Origin of the sequence: Prosthecobacter dejongeii (assembly GCF_014203045.1) — a bacterium.
In the GTDB taxonomy this organism is placed as follows: domain Bacteria; phylum Verrucomicrobiota; class Verrucomicrobiia; order Verrucomicrobiales; family Verrucomicrobiaceae; genus Prosthecobacter; species Prosthecobacter dejongeii.
In genome coordinates this window covers 148,515-164,641 of sequence record NZ_JACHIF010000007.1, presented here as the reverse complement: position 1 = coordinate 164,641, position 16,127 = coordinate 148,515, and the positions used below count along the sequence as shown (strand labels likewise).

13 protein-coding genes are annotated in these 16,127 nt (G+C 53.5%); 8 read left to right on the top strand and 5 right to left on the bottom strand.

Going from position 1 to position 16,127, the window contains the following annotated elements; translation table 11 throughout:
• Nucleotides 1-83: 83 nt before the first annotated feature.
• Complete coding sequence (locus HNQ64_RS16430) at nt 84-551, bottom strand: GreA/GreB family elongation factor (RefSeq protein ID WP_184210565.1); 468 nt, start codon at nt 549-551, stop codon at nt 84-86.
• 135 nt (nt 552-686) lie between these two features.
• On the opposite strand from HNQ64_RS16430, the gene HNQ64_RS16425 reads away from it, so the two are divergent.
• The 5 genes from HNQ64_RS16425 (at nt 687) to pseC (ending at nt 6,892) form a co-directional block, all read left to right on the top strand.
• Nucleotides 687-2,927 (top strand): M48 family metalloprotease, encoded by a 2,241-nt coding sequence (locus tag HNQ64_RS16425; protein ID WP_184210563.1) that lies wholly within the window; start codon nt 687-689, stop codon nt 2,925-2,927.
• Entirely contained in the window at nt 2,881-3,693 is an 813-nt protein-coding gene (locus HNQ64_RS16420; protein WP_221305472.1) for a metallophosphoesterase family protein, read from the top strand. The genes HNQ64_RS16425 and HNQ64_RS16420 overlap by 47 nt, the downstream gene beginning before the upstream one ends.
• A gap of 80 nt (nt 3,694-3,773) precedes the next feature.
• A complete protein-coding gene (gene pseB, locus HNQ64_RS16415) occupies nt 3,774-4,790 on the top strand; it encodes a UDP-N-acetylglucosamine 4,6-dehydratase (inverting) (protein ID WP_184210850.1) in 1,017 nt (338 codons plus the stop codon).
• 81 nt (nt 4,791-4,871) lie between these two features.
• Entirely contained in the window at nt 4,872-5,726 is an 855-nt protein-coding gene (locus tag HNQ64_RS16410) for a class I SAM-dependent methyltransferase (RefSeq protein WP_184210560.1), read from the top strand.
• Nucleotides 5,723-6,892, top strand: coding sequence for a UDP-4-amino-4,6-dideoxy-N-acetyl-beta-L-altrosamine transaminase (gene pseC / locus HNQ64_RS16405; protein WP_184210558.1), 1,170 nt, complete (start codon nt 5,723-5,725; stop codon nt 6,890-6,892). The genes HNQ64_RS16410 and pseC overlap by 4 nt, the downstream gene beginning before the upstream one ends.
• A gap of 112 nt (nt 6,893-7,004) precedes the next feature.
• On the opposite strand, the gene HNQ64_RS16400 is transcribed toward pseC, so the two are convergent.
• The 4 genes from HNQ64_RS16400 to HNQ64_RS16385 form a co-directional block, all read right to left on the bottom strand.
• A complete protein-coding gene (locus tag HNQ64_RS16400) occupies nt 7,005-7,625 on the bottom strand; it encodes a hypothetical protein (RefSeq protein WP_184210556.1) in 621 nt (206 codons plus the stop codon).
• A 171-nt stretch (nt 7,626-7,796) separates the two neighbouring features.
• Nucleotides 7,797-8,528: a uracil-DNA glycosylase family protein gene (locus HNQ64_RS16395; RefSeq protein WP_184210555.1), complete on the bottom strand. Its 732-nt coding sequence runs from the start codon at nt 8,526-8,528 to the stop codon at nt 7,797-7,799.
• 2 nt (nt 8,529-8,530) lie between these two features.
• Entirely contained in the window at nt 8,531-9,502 is a 972-nt protein-coding gene (gene hemB / locus HNQ64_RS16390; protein WP_184210553.1) for a porphobilinogen synthase, read from the bottom strand.
• 77 nt (nt 9,503-9,579) lie between these two features.
• A complete protein-coding gene (locus tag HNQ64_RS16385) occupies nt 9,580-12,606 on the bottom strand; it encodes a PVC-type heme-binding CxxCH protein (protein WP_184210551.1) in 3,027 nt (1,008 codons plus the stop codon).
• 127 nt (nt 12,607-12,733) lie between these two features.
• On the opposite strand from HNQ64_RS16385, the gene HNQ64_RS16380 reads away from it, so the two are divergent.
• From HNQ64_RS16380 to HNQ64_RS16370, 3 genes are read left to right on the top strand one after another with little or no spacing between them, the layout of a single operon-like run.
• Nucleotides 12,734-14,044, top strand: a complete 1,311-nt coding sequence (locus tag HNQ64_RS16380) for an NAD(P)/FAD-dependent oxidoreductase (RefSeq protein ID WP_246431077.1) — start codon at nt 12,734-12,736, stop codon at nt 14,042-14,044.
• Nucleotides 14,011-14,838 carry a DUF1365 domain-containing protein gene (locus HNQ64_RS16375; protein WP_184210549.1) on the top strand — a complete coding sequence of 276 codons (828 nt, stop codon included), beginning with the start codon at nt 14,011-14,013 and terminating at the stop codon, nt 14,836-14,838. Before HNQ64_RS16380 ends, HNQ64_RS16375 begins: the two co-directional genes overlap by 34 nt.
• Complete coding sequence (locus HNQ64_RS16370; RefSeq protein ID WP_184210547.1) at nt 14,835-16,124, top strand: SAM-dependent methyltransferase; 1,290 nt, start codon at nt 14,835-14,837, stop codon at nt 16,122-16,124. Before HNQ64_RS16375 ends, HNQ64_RS16370 begins: the two co-directional genes overlap by 4 nt.
• Nucleotides 16,125-16,127 lie beyond the last annotated feature (3 nt).

Sequence of the window (16,127 nt, the reverse complement as noted above, 5' to 3'; positions counted from 1 at the left end):
AATGATGACCCGTAGAACGGAAACATCCATCATTATACCACGAACAATCTTCCCCGGGGAAACCCAAAGATGGCGCCTCTGCACTACTCCACCAGCGTGATTCGGAATCCCATCCCAGGTCTGTGTTCCACACGATCTCCCACTCGTTTCCCCATGAGTTTTTTTCCCAAGGGTGAGGCAGGAGTGATGACGAGAATTTCCTTTCCGTCTAGGGTGATCTCAGTCCCACCTGCACCAGGCCCCATGAAGTAATATTGATCTTCATCCAAAAGAATAAAAGAGCCAAGTTGAATGCTGGGACTGGACGAGGTCTCCTGAGTAAGAGCTTGGAAAAGATGGATTGCAGATTGTAACTCCTGAACACGCTGTGCCTGTCCGCGAGCGACGTAGGAAGCCTCCAGAGTGCGGGTATCATATTTGTTTTCTGCGCGGCTATCGGGATCAGTCGCAGCCGCAAAAGAGGCACGAGCTCCCCGTGTCAGCACGGCCAATTCTTCATCCAGCGTTTTTTGGATGTGGGCCAGCACCAGAGCTTTATTCAGAGATTCCATGATTTAGAAAAGTACAATGAGGGAGTGGGATGATCTTTTGGCAACTCGATAGCCAACCTCTGGAAAAGTTCATTTTCTCGATCTGTTTACTTTAATTTCCATAATTATGAGATATTTTCATCAAAATGACACATAATGCCTGAACCCATCGCCCCTCCGCCGCTGAAGCGTGTGCGCCTGACTCCCTGGCGCGGGCCATTCCATTTTTTGCTATTGCTGGCGACCAGCAGTCTTACACTGATGCTGCCTCTAGCCTACCTGCTTTTGGTCATTATCTCAGGTTTCTTTGTGGGGTGGCTAGGATTTGAGTGGGTGACTTCTCTAGCCCTAGCAGATAGCTGGAGTTGGCAGGATGCTCTCCCTGTAGCTTACATCGCTGCGGGTGTAGTCACTTGGATTTTCACGCTACGCCCCTTGATGCCGCGCCCCCGCTCCGTTCATGTGGCCCTGCAAATCACACCTTCTAGCCAACCGCGCATCTTTGAGTTGGTGGATGAAATCTGTTGGCATTTGAAGTTGGACCCCCCGCAGGAAATTTGGTTGGATACCTCCATCGGCATCCGTTCTTCTGTAAAGGATGGCGTCCTCGGTGTAGCTGGTGGAGAGCTCATCCTACACATCGGATTGCCCATCGTTTCAGTGGTAAGTGCCCGAGAATTTGCCGCTCTTTTAGTTCGCGAATTAGCCCTGAATGCCGGAGGACTAGGAACAACGTTTTCGCATCTGGTTCGTGAACTCAACACGTGGTTCTACCGTGCATTGCATGAGCGCGACCCATGGGAATTGGAATTGCAAAACAAACGCCTGAAGGAAACCTCTCTCCAACGTTCGATACGGGTCACCACTTGGCTCTGGATGGGAGTGTCTAAACTTCCGTTTGGGCTTTTTGTGATGGGGGCGAAGCTCATCAGTGCAGCAGCTTTGATCAGGCTCAGCAGCGGAGCAAACAGTGCCGGAATCAAAGTCCTGGGCAAAGAGGCCTGGAAAAATCTCCAGGAAAAAATGGATTTACTCCAAATTGCCTGGGACGCATCTCGCACAGAGATCCAGCGCGGCATCACTCAGCAGCGTCTGCCTGAAAACTTAGCTCTCCTTCTAGCACGGCATGTAGCCCGGGCCTCTCGCCAAAAAAGTCCAGCTAGCTTTCATGAGCCACAATCAGCAACAGCGCCCGTTGCAGATTTTTTACAAGAGCTGCCCGCCGATGCTCCTGCTGCGGCTCTCATTCGTGGGTTTGTCGATCTAGCACGGCAGGTTACTTGTTTTTATTACCAGCATGAATTGGGCATCGGCCTTCATGAAAACCGACTGGTTGCAGACGAGGAAGTGCTGCATCAAAACCGACGGGAAGATGAATCTTTGGTCACCATTCGTCGTTATTTCGGAGGCTTAGCCCATCCTGAACGTGCCATGTGTGGTCTTGGTGCCACTCATCAATTTTCTCCTGGTCGGGCTCAGTTGCAGGAGGAAATTTTACGCGTTCGCAAAGAGCTCCGTGAATGGGGTAGCCGACTCAAATTAGCCCTGCAGGAATGGAACCTCGCCTGGCAGCGGCGGCGGGATCTAGAAGCGGCAGCCGTTCTCAGCCTGGCAGGCTTCACCGTCTCTCGGATTCAATTTGGCACCGATGATACTACACCCCAATCTTTGCGGAGTGAAGCTGCCCGCCAGCGCATGCTGATGGAGCACATGGAGACCGCCCTCGTTGCCTACGAAATGAAGATGGAAAGCCGATTTGCCAGCGCACTAGGCCTGCTGTGGTGGAGCGAAAAAAGTGATCTGGACGATAGGCTTTCAGATCGCCGCCGGGACCTCGCAGCCTGGGTTTCAGTCTATGAGGCCATGGCAGGGGCCCTTCCCAGCTTTCGTGAATTGCTGACGACCTTCTTCGCTTTTCAAACCTTAGGGGCTCGATATGCCAGTCTTGATGATACCGGGAGTTTTTTCACCGCTTTGCAGTCAGTGGTGCCAAAAATGACTAACCTCGTCCGGCAGATCCTCTCCACCATGGATGGGGCCATGTATGCCCTGCCCCCCATTAAACGCCCGATTCCCCTAAATGAGCACTTACTCCAAGGGAAGTTACCCGAACCCATTAACATTTCGATGAATCCCGGAGCTGCGGTGGATATCCGCGCTTTGTCTGCGAAAATGGCAGCCGATGCCTCCGAGGTCATCGCGCCCTTTGTGGATCGGTTTCTTCACCTTTACCACCAGTCCTACGCCTGGTTGGCAGAGTCTGCGGAGCTGACCGAACTCCATTTTCTCGGCCCGATGAGCTTTGGCTCGGATGTGGAACTGCTGATGCCTGAGGAATTTGCGCGGATGAATGAAACCCAGCCGCTGGCGCCCAAGTCACGTCTGCCTGCAAAATAGTGTTTACGCCTGTGCTAGGACGCGCAAAGGTGGGCTGATGCGAATCCTGGCTATCGGAGACATCCACGGCTGTTCCATCGCTCTCCAAACACTGCTGGATGCAGTGAAGCCAGGGAGCGATGATGTATTGATCACTTTAGGTGATTACGTCGATCGTGGACCCGATTCCAAAGGGGTCATCAGCATCCTTCTTGACCTAGAAAAAACCACACAGTTAAAACCGCTCCTCGGCAACCATGAAATCCTCTTCATCGATGCCATGTCGGAGCAATTGGACGTAGAAGCCTGGCTGCGTGTCGGAGGCCGAGAGACCCTACTCTCCTATGCACCAGATCGCACCACGCTTTCCTGGAATCATGTTTCGCCAGAACACATGGAATTTTTGAATGAGCGCTGCCTCCGCCATTGGGAAAGCGACAAGCATCTCTTTGTTCATGCCAATGCCAACGCGGTTTTTCCTCTTAAGGAACAAAGTGATGATTGGCTGTTCTGGACGCGCTTTGATGATAGTTACCCTCATGTTTCAGGTAAAACCATGATCTGTGGGCACACGGCCCAAAAGAGTGGCATCCCCAGCCTGCGTCCGCATGCTATCTGCCTCGACACCTGGGCTTATGGTGAAGGATGGCTCACCTGCATGGATGTGAATAGCGGAGAATTCACCCAAGCCAATCAAGCAGGCCAAATCAAAAAATTCACCCTCGCTGACCTCGAAAACCAAGCTGGAGGGAAAACCACCCAACTGCCGCTAAGCCCACCCAACTGACATTTAGACCTTGCGAGGCCCTTGCCTGCGTACAAGTGTCACCTTTCGGGCCATCGCCCTTTTACAACCCAGGAATTTCTATCATCGTGTCATCAGCTCGCTCGATTCTCGTCACCGGAGGCACCGGTTCGTTCGGTCAAAAATGCATTACCACCCTGCTTGCCAACCCGGAGGTAAAGCGCATCGTAATTTATTCACGCGATGAGCTGAAGCAGTTTGAAATGGGCCAAAAGTTCACTGACCCACGTCTGCGTTTCTTCATTGGCGACGTTCGGGATAAGGACCGCCTCCAGCGTGCTCTGGAGGGGGTAGATACCGTCATTCATGCAGCTGCGCTCAAGCAGGTCCCTGCGGCTGAGTATAACCCGATGGAATTCATCAAAACGAATGTCCTCGGCGCAGAAAATCTCATTGAGGCTTGTCTTGATAGCGATGTTCAAAACGTTGTTGCCCTTTCGACAGACAAAGCTGCGGCCCCAATCAATCTTTATGGGGCGACGAAATTGTGCTCGGATAAACTTTTCATCGCTGCAAACAACGTGCGCGGAGATCGGAAGATCAAGTTCAGTGTGGTCCGTTATGGCAATGTCATGGGGTCACGCGGCTCTGTGATTCCGTTTTTCTTGGAAAAGCGTAAGACCGGAGTCTTGCCGATCACAGATCCTGAAATGACCCGCTTCAACATCACGCTGGAAGAAGGTGTGGAACTCGTGATGCACGCGCTGGAACACGCCATTGGTGGTGAAATCTTTGTGCCTAAAATTCCGAGCTACCGCATTACAGATGTGGCGGAAGCCATCGGACCAGAGTGCGAAAAACCTGTTGTCGGCATTCGACCCGGTGAAAAGATTCACGAAGAAATGGTCACGGCCACAGATGCCCTGCAAACCATCTCCACGGACAAACACTACATCATCGTGCCAAACAAACATCGCCAGCCTTTGGATGTCACCATCAAGGCGTTCTGCGATCATCACGGTGCCACGCCGGTATCGTCCGGCCTTGCTTACAATTCAGGCACCAACACGGAATGGATGACGGTAGAAGAGATACGCACGCTCATCCAATCACATGTTGATCCAAGCTTCGTCATCTAGTCCTCTATTTAGCTTATGAGTTCGAGCATCAAGCCTTGGGAGTTGAAAAGTGCCTATCAACAGGGACAAAATTTGATGAAGATGCTTCGTCAAGAAGCGGGAGCTCAGGGCAATGATGAAAAGATGATCGAACTCTCATACGACCTACAAGCGGGGTCATATGTAGGTGCTCTGGCAGACCCAGCTCTGCTTGCTCATAAGCGTGAGTATTGCAGTCACGTGGCGGCTTTACTTGATAGTCTAGGCCCGATCCGCAGTATTCTGGATGCCGGGATGGGGGAAGGTAACATGCTTTGGCTGACCCTCTCACAAATGACCCAGCCACCCGTGCAAATCCACGGATTTGATCTTTGCTGGTCGCGCATGGCTGTCGCTAACCAATGGCTAGAAAAGCAAGAACCCAGTTTCGACATTCAAATCAGCACTGGCAGCCTCACTGAAATTCCTTACATGGACAGCAGTGTGGATGTGGTCTGGACGAATCATTCCATTGAACCGAATCACGGGCGAGAGGCAGCGATTTTGTCGGAGCTTTATCGTGTTTGTAGTCGCTACGTGGTCATGCTGGAGCCTGCTTATGAACTAGGTAGTGATGAAGCTCGCAAGCGCATGGATGAACATGGTTACTGCCGCAATTTGGTCGGCCTTGCTCAACATTTAGGCTTTCGAGTGATGCGGCACGAGATCTTTGCGGGCAATCGCAATCCTCTCAACCCCACAGCGCTCCTGATTCTGGCCAAAGACGAAACAGCGGCTCCTGTAACACCCCGCCGCTGCTGCCCTGTTTATAAAACTGAACTCACGCCCATGCGCGACTGCTGGTACAGTAAAGAATCCATGCGGGCTTATCCTATTCTGGGTGGGATCCCTTGTCTGCGTAGTAGCCAAAGCATTGTCGCTAGCAAATTGGCCGAAAATTTTCACTCTGACTCATGAGTTCTTTCCTTCCTTACGGTCGCCAGTCTCTTGATGCTGAAGACCTCCAGGCGGTGATGGATGTGCTGAAGTCGGACTTCCTCACCCAAGGGCCCGCCATCGGTCGTTTCGAAGAAGCTGTCGCTGGCTGGTGTGGTGCCAAACATGGCGTAGCAATGTCAAATGGTACCGCCACGCTGCACCTTGCCGCTAAAGCCATGGGCCTCAAACACGGAGATTGGCTTTGGACCAGCCCCATCACCTTTGTCGCCTCGGCCAATGCGGGGCGTTATTGCGGAGCGAACGTGGACTTTGTGGATGTGGATCCAGGAACGGTGAACCTGTGCCCGGAGCGGTTGGAAGCGAAACTGCAGCAGGCTGAAAAAGAGGGGAAGCTGCCGAAGATCGTGGTGCCGGTACACTTCACCGGCCAGCCCTGCGCGATGGACCGCATCCATGCGCTGGGGCAGAAATATGGCTTTAAGATCCTGGAAGATGGTGCCCATGCTCTAGGCGGCAGCTATGAGGGCGAACGGATCGGCAACTGCCGGTGGTCAGATGCGGTTTCGCATAGCTTTCACCCAGTGAAAATCGTGACGAGTGGCGAGGGTGGAATGATCACGACCAACGATGACGAACTGGCCTGGAAGATCGGCATGCTGCGCACGCACGGCATCACGCGCGATGCTGACCGGATGGTGGGAGAATCCGAGGGGCCGTGGTATTATCAGCAACTGGAGCTGGGCTACAACTTCCGCATGACGGACATCCAAGCCGCGCTGGGGGCTAGCCAGATGACGAAGCTGGATGCCTTTTCCGCGAGGCGGCGGGAGATCGCGGCGTTGTACGATCAGGAGTTAGGCGGGCTGCCGCTGCGACCTCTTGCGAGGGACCCGAAGGGCGTCAGCGGATGGCACCTTTACATGATCCGGCTCAACCTGGCCGAGATCTCGCAGACACGCAGGCAGGTCTTTGACAGCCTGCGCGCGCAGGGCATTGGAGTGAATGTGCACTACATCCCGGTGCATTTGCAGCCTGACTATGTGAGGCTGGGCTTTAACGAGGGGATGTTCCCAGAGGCGGAGCAGTATTACCAGGAAGCGATCACGCTTCCCATGTTCCCCGCGATGAAGGACGAGGACATTCTGCGGGTGCGTGATGCGCTGGCGGTGGCGACAGGGGTTTAGGGCTTGTGCTTCGAGGTTTATTAAAACTCATGAGCAACTGTATCGCGTGAAAGCGATACTCAACCGTCTGCCCCTCAAACACGAAGACGTCCTGCCGCAGATGCGTCTTTATTCACGGTCCCGTAGCCAGCCCTCTTTCCAAGAGCTTCCACAAATGATGTAATGTATCGAGCTCTTCTCGGGTCCCCGACACAATTAGATACTGATTTCCGTCTTTTTCAAAAAGCCTGACGCTATCGAATTCGATGGTTCGAATTTTCAACTCCTTGAGCTGGCTCACGACCTCCCCCTCTGAGGGCGTGTTGCTGAGTCGAAGAGCGCTGCGCACCTGCGATGAGAATGATAACACTTCAGTGGAGGCCTGGTAGTTCTCTTGGCCACCCGGGAACAGACACAAAGTGCGCTCATGCAAGGAATACTTCCATCCTGAAGATGTCGCCAAAAGCTGACAGGCTTCGCCAAGAGGAACATCTTTTAAATCCATGGTCACACGAGATCCCCCAGCTTTCTCAGCAGCTACCAGATAGCCGGAAAGCCGCTGATCATTGGGATATTGTTTTCTATAAATGGCGACCAGTTCTTCGACAGCGCGGGCTATGGGAACATCTTTGAAATCCACTTTTGTTAAAGGCCGAAACCAGATCGAATCTTGCTGACCAACGGACTGTTTAGACTCGCATGATGCGAGAGTGAAAACTGCTGTGCAAATTGCCAAAATGACTTGTATTTTCATGCCACTAAAAAGGCCTTCCATTGGAAGTATCGTGATTGGATCTTAGTTTTGACCACCTCTTGAGTCATCACAAATAAAAGAATGAAAACGATGAAGGTGCAGGTGGATCTGGCGGGAAGCCTCAAGAACGAGCATTCGTCGGCAGGTGGATCCTGGGCATGATGAAACGGGTTAGGCCTCCCAGACGCCCTGTTTGATGAGCTGCTTCGTGGCTTCGCCGGGCCAGTCGCGGTTGGCGAGCGGGCTGGCGGGGCTGGGGTGGAGGACGCGACCGACTTTGAAGGGGGTGCCGAGGGTGTCTTTGGCACGCTGGGCGCGGGCCTCGGCAAACGCACCGACGCCGATGACCCATTCGGGATCAAGGGTGGCGATGACTTCGCAGAGGTGGGCATCGCAGAGCTTTTCCATGGCCTCGGTTTCACTGGCAGGGAGCTTGTCCGGGGTGCGGTTGCGACCGCCTTCCTCCATGAAGACGAGGGGGCAGTAATTAGCCACAAAATGCTCCTTGAAGAAGTTTTCAGCCGCGCCGAAACGCTGGGCGAAGAGGCCCCAGAGGCGACGGCCGCTGACTTCGGAGTTTTTGCAGGCAAAGCCGGTGACGCGGCGTTTGGGGTGCTCGTGCTCGGGATGCCCGACTTCCGTTTCGATCTTCATCCAGTCGCGGACAGCGGCGATTTCACCAAAAGGAACGCCGGTCTGGGTCATGCCGAAAGGGCCTGGATTCATGCCGACGAAAACGACGCGCTTTTTACCTTCGCCATAGCGGCTGAGGTAGAGTTCGTGAGGAGCGCGGGCGTATTCGAGGGGGTTGTAAACGTAGGCTGTTGGCGGAGCGAAGGTGAGGAAGGCGAGGCTGCTGCTGAGATCACGCGCAGCCTGGATGAGTCGGGAGGAAGTGGACATGATTACAGGACGGCGGCAATCTTTTTGGCAAAGTAGGTTAGGATCATATTGGCCCCGGCGCGGCGAATGCCGAGGAGGGATTCCATGGCCACTTTGTCCTCATCCAGCCAGCCAGCGGCGGCCCCGGCCTTGATCATAAGATACTCGCCACTCACCTGATAGGCGGCGATGGGAAGGGTGCTGACATCACGGATGCGGGCGATGATATCGAGGTACGGGCCTGCGGGCTTGACCATGAGAATGTCGGCACCTTCAGATTCATCGAGGGCAGCTTCACGAAGGGCCTCAATGGTGTTAGCAGGGTCCATCTGATAGGTTTTTTTGTCGCCCGCCTTGGGGGCGGAATCGAGCGCACCACGGAAGGGACCATAGTAGGCGCTGGCGTACTTGGCAGTGTAGCTCATGATGGAGACCTGAGTGAATCCGGCCTGATCCAGGGCTGCACGAAGGGCGGCGACACGGCCATCCATCATGTCGCTGGGAGCGACAATGTCTGCCCCAGCGCGGGCATGGCAGAGGGCCTGCTGACACAGGACCTCGACGGTCTCATCATTGAGGATGCGGCCATCGGCAGCCACAAGACCATCGTGACCATCGCTGTTGTAGGGATCCAGCGCCACGTCAGTGATGACCATGAGCGTGGGATGGGCGGCCTTGAGCGCACGGATGGCGCGAGGGACGAGGCCATCGTCATTGTAGCATTCCTCGGCACCGGGAGTTTTCAGCTCATCGGGAATGCGTGGGAAAAGTACGACACCCGGAATGCCGAGAGCGTGGGCTTCACCTGCTTCCTGGACGAGATCTGCCAGGCACCAGCGCTGGCAGCCAGGCATGGCGCTAATGGGGGTGTTTTCATCCCCCTCCTGAAGGAAGAGCGGGTAGATCAGATTCCCAGGAGTGAGCACAGTTTCGCGCACCATGTCCCGGATGGCGGGAGACTGGCGGTTGCGGCGCGGACGGATGGAGAGATTCATCCTTCCAAGATGGGCAGCGCAGCGGGGAGGTCAAATTGAGGCGCGAGGTTCTGAACGAAGCTTTGTGGTGCTGATGGCTATTCAACGGCCTCGATGAAGCTGATGAGATCGGCCATGTCCTGCTCGGTCATCCCCTGCTCCAGTCCTTCTGGCATGAGGCTTTGGCCGGAGGAGGAGCTGCCGAGGATGTTGGAACGTTGCACAGTGATTTCGGCTCCGCCCATCATTTTGAGCGTCATGCTGCTGGCGTCGTCCTTGGCGATGATGCCGCTGAGGGTCTGGCCGTCCTTGGTATTGACGGTGTAGGCGATGTATTGGGAGGCGACTTCTTTATGCGGCTCGACTATGGCAGTGAGGAGGCCGTCTTTGCCACGGGTCTTCACGGTGGTGAAGTTGGGGCCTACTTCGATCCCCTGCCCGTTGGCCACGTGGCAGGCGAGACAGCGGGACATGAAAACGGCACTGCCTGCGGTGGCGTCTCCTTTGAGGGAGAGAGCCGTCTGAAATTTTTTCACCACTTCCTCACGCGATGGAGGAATGACGGCGGCGAGAGTAGTGCGGGCGAGAGCGGCGACTTGGGCGTTTTTATGCTTCGCGAGGTCCTGGACCTGGGATGCGGAGAGATCTGCCGCTGTGGGGGCACCTTCGGTTTTGCCCAGGGCCGTCAGCAGAGCCGTGGCGCGATCATCACGGGAAACGAGGGCTGCCAGGGCGGCGGTGCGAGCCTGAGGGGCGAGGTGAGGCCAGGAGGTGATGAGTGCCTGAGTGACCTTAGGCTGGCTAAAGGTAGCGAGGTGACGGATGGCGGCAGCCTGCAGGGCTTCCGATTGACCTTCGGCCAAGCAGATCTGTAAGCTAGGGATGACGGAGGCCGGGCGGGAAAGGGCCACCAGCTCCATGGCGGCAAGGCGGTCTTTGTCGGAAGCTTTCAGATTGGCCAGGGTTTCGGTAGCTGTGGCAAAAGCGGGGGTGAGTTTTTTCTCTTTATCCACGGCCTCAAGGGTTGTACCGGACCGGCGAAGACCTTCGGCCAGAGCACGGATGGTTTTGGGGGATGGCGAGGTCCCGAGAGACTGAATTAGGGCCGTTACTTCTGCCGCCTTGTTGCGGGCGGCGATGGTTTCAATGAGGCCGAGAGATAGGGCTTCGTCGGCCGCCGTCTTGCCTGAGGAGCGGGTCTGATAGACCGCGAAGGCCTGTTCCGGCGGGGCGGAAAGGAGGGCATGACGGAGCCAGTCTTCGCTAGGAGCAATGGAGGCGAGAGCCAGAGCTTGCCCAGGATGAGAAACTTGGCCGAGGGTGAGGGCGAGCTGGAACCGGACACGGGAACTCGGATCTGCCGTCAAGGTAAGCAGCTTCTGCCAAAGGGCCTCTGGGGATGATGCAGCCTGAAGAAGGGGCTCGGCCAGGAAGATGGCGTGCTCGCGGACATGGGCATCTTCGTTTTGCAAAGCGATGATGAGGACATCTGGGCTGAGGGACTTGAGACCCTGGAGGACATTGAGGCGATGGATGACAGCGAGAGGATTCTTGAGATCTGCGAAGTCTTTTTCGAGAAGAGCCACGGCGGCCTTGTCCTGACGCTCATAGAGGAGCCGGGCGGCGGTATCGCGGTGCCAGCCATTTGGATGGGCGAGAGCGGCCACCAGATCTTCGAGGCTGGCTTTGTCCAAGGCGGGACGAGTGCGACGGGAGGCAGCTTTCGTTTCGCCACTTTTGGTTATTCTCCAGATGCGACCACGATCACTGCCGCTATTGAGATCAAGATGTTTTTTGATTTCATCGGGCACACTCCAGGGATGCTCGATGACTTCTCGATACATGTCACAGACGTACAGGTGGCCATCGGGAGCATTGGCAAAATTGACCACACGAACCCAGGTGTCCTTGCTGGCAGCGAATTCGTAGCCGTGTTCATCGGCGGGTCGTTCCCCCAGAAGATCAATGCCATTGTCGGCATAACGGATCTGCTTGCGATGGATGAGCTGGCCGCCAGCATCGCCGCTGAAGCTGTTGTTTATAAACTCCGGACCATAGGCATCACCGCGGTAAAGGGTGGTGCCAGTAGCGCCCGTAAAGTAACCACTGACTCGGCCCCCACCTTCGACCGAGCCTTTAACGACCCCAGCGATGCGCCAGCGGGTGCGGATGATGCGCCAAGGCTCATCCGGGCTGAGGCGGAAGACCTCGGCCGCGCCGCCATCCACGGCGATGCTTTTGCGCGCGGCGGGCATGGAGTAAAGTGGATTCCGGGAAGCATAACGGCCGTCATAGACCCAGTACTGGAGATGGTCTGAATTCGAGCAGCCGAATTTGCGACCGTAGTTGTCAAAGCTCATGCCATACTGGGCACCGCCGCCCTCAAGACCGAACTCATGAGTCAGCGGATCAAACCAGAAGTCCTTACCACCGATCTCGATACCAGGCAGGTCGGGTCGTTTGAGGCAGGTGACAATGCCCCGATTTCCGCCTCCGGCGAGGATGTGGACGCGGTTATCCTGGCCCCACTGAAAGCTGTTCATCAGGCCCTGGACATTGAGGATTTTCAGGCCGGTGCCAAAACCAGTGAAGGCCTTTTCGCGGACCTCGGCTTTGCCATCGCCATCCTTGTCCTCGAAGCGCCAGATGTCCGGCGTGGCCCCAACATAGAGGCCGCCGTTCGCCCAGATAACGCCCGTGGGCCAGGGCAAGTTATCGGCAAAGACTTGACTGGTTTCAAAGAAGCCATCGCCATCTTTGTCCTCCAGCATAGAAACGCGCCCGAGATGGGGGGTGACGTCGCGCATCTCGGAGTAATCGATCATTTCGCACACAAACATTCGTCCACGTTCATCAAAACAAACGGCAATGGGATCTCGAACGAGCGGTTCGTGGGCAGCCAGTTCCAGGTCAAATCCCTTTTTTACCTGCCACGTTTCACGCGCACCCTTGGGTTCTACGGCTGGGTAACGCGGTAAATCTTTGGCAGGATCCACCGTCACGGCATTTTGAGTAGGACCGTAGGCTTCGGCATGAGTGGTCTTGGACTTGATGTTATTGGCGGGTGGAGGCGCAGCCAAAACAAATCCAGCGAAGCTCAAAGTGAAAAAGAGAAGTTGCTTCATAACGAGAAATACCCCTGAACAAACGCTTCCGCGAGTCAACCCTCTCCCCAGGCGATCACAGGAACAGGTACTTTTATCGCGGGTGAACCAAACGAGATGAATCCGCCAAGCGGTCTCAGTCGAAGAAATGAAGAACTTAGACAAAAGCATCTTCGACAAAATGTCTCTCCCACGTCTCGCCATCATCGGATCCGGTATTTCAGGGCTGGGTTGTGCTCACTTTTTGCACACCCGGTATGATCTGACGATCTATGAAGCTGCAGATTATGTTGGTGGGCACACCAATACCGTTACGGTAACCGAAGACGGGCAGGAATTACCGATTGATACGGGTTTTATGGTCTTCAATCATCAAACCTACCCCCTGCTCTGCCGTTTGTTTAAAGAGCTAGGCGTGGAGACCAAACGCACAGACATGTCCTTTAGTCTGCGTCATTTGCCCACCGGTTACGAATACAATGGCAAGAATTTGGACACCATTTTTGGACAACGACGCAACCTTCTCAGCCCACGTTTTTGGAAGTTCCTTCTTAAAATCAAACGCTTCAATGAAGAGACCGTGGCAGCGATGAATGATCCCCGGTTTGAACATATGACTCTGCGTGAGTATGTGGCAGCCAGAGGCTACGGACAAGATTTCTTGGACTTTTATGTGATTCCTATGGGCAGTGCAGTGTGGTCCACACCGCCAGATTTGATGTTGGAGTTCCCAGCTCGCACGCTGATGCACTTTTGGTTTAACCATGGATTTTTAGGCATGGAAACGCGCCACCCGTGGTGGACCGTGGTGGATGGATCTCGCCAGTATGTTCGCAAACTCATCCCCCCGTTTCAAGATCGCATCCGTCTTAAAACCCCAGTCGAACGAATTGAGCGAAAAAACGGCAAAGTCATTCTTTATGCCAAAGATCATGCGCCTGAAATTTACGATAAAGTTATCTTAGCGACTCATGCGCCCACTTCTTTGAAGATGCTGGCTGACCCCACACCTTTAGAGCAAGAACTGCTTCCACGCTTCAAATATCAGGCCAATCTCGCCACTTTGCATACGGATGATCAGTTCATGCCTCGAACAAAAAAATGCTGGGCTGCATGGAATTATCATATCGAATTTGACCAATCAGGGATCATCCAACCCAGCACTCACTATTGGATGAATCTCCTTCAAGGAGTCTCCAAAAAAACGAATTATTTCGTTAGCATCAATGGCGCTGAAGCGATTGATCCTGCTAAGGTTCTTCGACGGATTTCTTATGAGCATCCTTTGTTTGACGTCGAAGCGACGGTTGCCCAAAAACGCCTCCCTGATTTGAATCGAATCTCACCAGATCAGACCACTTATTATGCTGGGGCTTGGTTTCGCTATGGCTTCCATGAGGATGGTTTTATGTCTGCGGTCAATCTATGCCGAGATCTGCTCGGGGAGGATCCGTGGTGAATTCGCCATCAGCCATCTACGAATGCAATGTGATGCATCATCGGCTCAGTCCGAAAGTGCATCGGTTTAGCTACCGCCTCTTTTATTTGTGGTTAGACCTGGACGAGTTGGACCTCCTTTCGAGCCGGCTACGCTTCTTTAAACACAACCAGTGGTCTCTATTCTCCTTCTTTGATACTGATCATATTTCGAAGAACAGTTTACAGACTAAAGAGAGTCTCTTGCAGACACTCAAAGAATCCGGCGTGGAAACATCCAGCATCGCAAAAATACGACTGCTTACCTTCCCTCGAATTCTCGGTTACATTTTCAATCCAGTTTGTTTTTATTACTGTTTTGATGTCCATGAAAAGCCCCTTTGTGCTGTGGCTGAAGTGACAAACACGTTTCATGAACAAAAGCCCTATGTGCTCACGGAACAAGACGGAGGGACCTTCAGACTCATCACACCCAAGCATTTTTACGTTTCCCCATTTTTTGACTTGGAACTGAATTTCGACTTCAAGCTGCGTCTCCCTGCGGATCACCTCGAAATACACATTGATGACCGTCAAGGAGATGAACGGGTGATGTTGACCAGCCTCACTGGCAAGCGTCGTAATCTCACAGATTCGGCGCTTCTTGTTTGTGCCATTAAATATCCATTGCTCACTCTTCGCGTGATTTTTCTCATTCACTGGCATGCTTTGCGCCTCTGGATGAAAGGTCTAACCGTTTATCGAAAAGCCGCTCATCCAGAATTGCAACGGGGTGTCCACAACCCGCATCACTCCATTTCTCCTATTAAGCCATGAACTCCACCACGCTCAGCCTCGAAGAAGATGAAGTTGTCTCCCCTGATCTCAGTTTAGCCGATCGCGTGGGTTTCTATGAGCGGCTGGTCATGCACACACTCAAAAAGTTTCCTTCTGGGGCACTGCGAATGATTTTACCTGATGGCCGCGAATATCGTCTGGGAAGTCAGGAAACTTCGCCGAGTCTTGAAATGCGGATTCACAACTTGGAGTTCTTTCGACACTGCGCCCTTTATGGAAACATTGGTTTTGGAGAATCCTACGTTCACGGAGACTGGGATACGGAAGACATTGCCGGTGTGATCTCTTGGTTCATCCAGAACATCCATCACACGCAAGGGAGCACGGCATCATCCACCAAGTTGAAATGCATGAATCTGTTAAAAATCTACAACCGATTCTTGCATCGACTCCGACCTAACAGCCTGCAAATCAGCCGGAGAAACATTGCTGAGCACTATGATCTTGGTAATGATTTTTATTCTCTCTGGTTGGATAAGACGATGACGTATTCGGCTGCGCGTTTTGAATTTCCTGAGCAAACTCTCGAAGAGGCTCAATTCAGTAAATACGATGCGCTTTGCCAGAAATTAGAATTGAAAGATACCGATCACGTTCTTGAAATCGGTTGTGGCTGGGGAGGCTTTTGTACCCATGCGGCTCGCCAATATGGCTGCCGAGTGACCGCCGTCACCATATCTCAAGAACAGCACAAATATGCGACCGAGAGAGTTAGAAAAGAAGGTTTAGAACATCTAATCGAAATTCGTCTTCAGGACTATCGTTTAGTCACAGGACAATTCGATAAAATCGCGTCCATCGAAATGTTAGAAGCTGTGGGGGAAGCTTATGTTGATGGATATTTCGCCAAATGTCATGAGGTCCTCAAACCTCATGGCCTTCTCGCTTTCCAGGTCATCACCGTTCCTGACTGTCGTTACAAAAACCTGGTTCAAGGGGTGGACTGGATTCAAAAACACATTTTTCCAGGCTCGCTGTTACTCAGCATGGCTCGCGTGAATCAGGCCATCAATAAAACGGGGGACATGTTCTTGCATGGACTCGAAGATTTAGGCGCTGGTTATGCTAAAACTCTGCGACTTTGGTTCGAACGATTTAACGCGCGAGTGCAAGAAGTGAAGGATCTTGGATTCGATGAGACATTCATCCGAAAATGGAATTTTTACCTGCAATACTGCGAGGCTGCATTTGCCACGCGTAACATCAGTGTGGTTCAGGCAGTTTACACTCGGCCTAACAATGGAGCCTTGCATCGCACTTGGTGATTC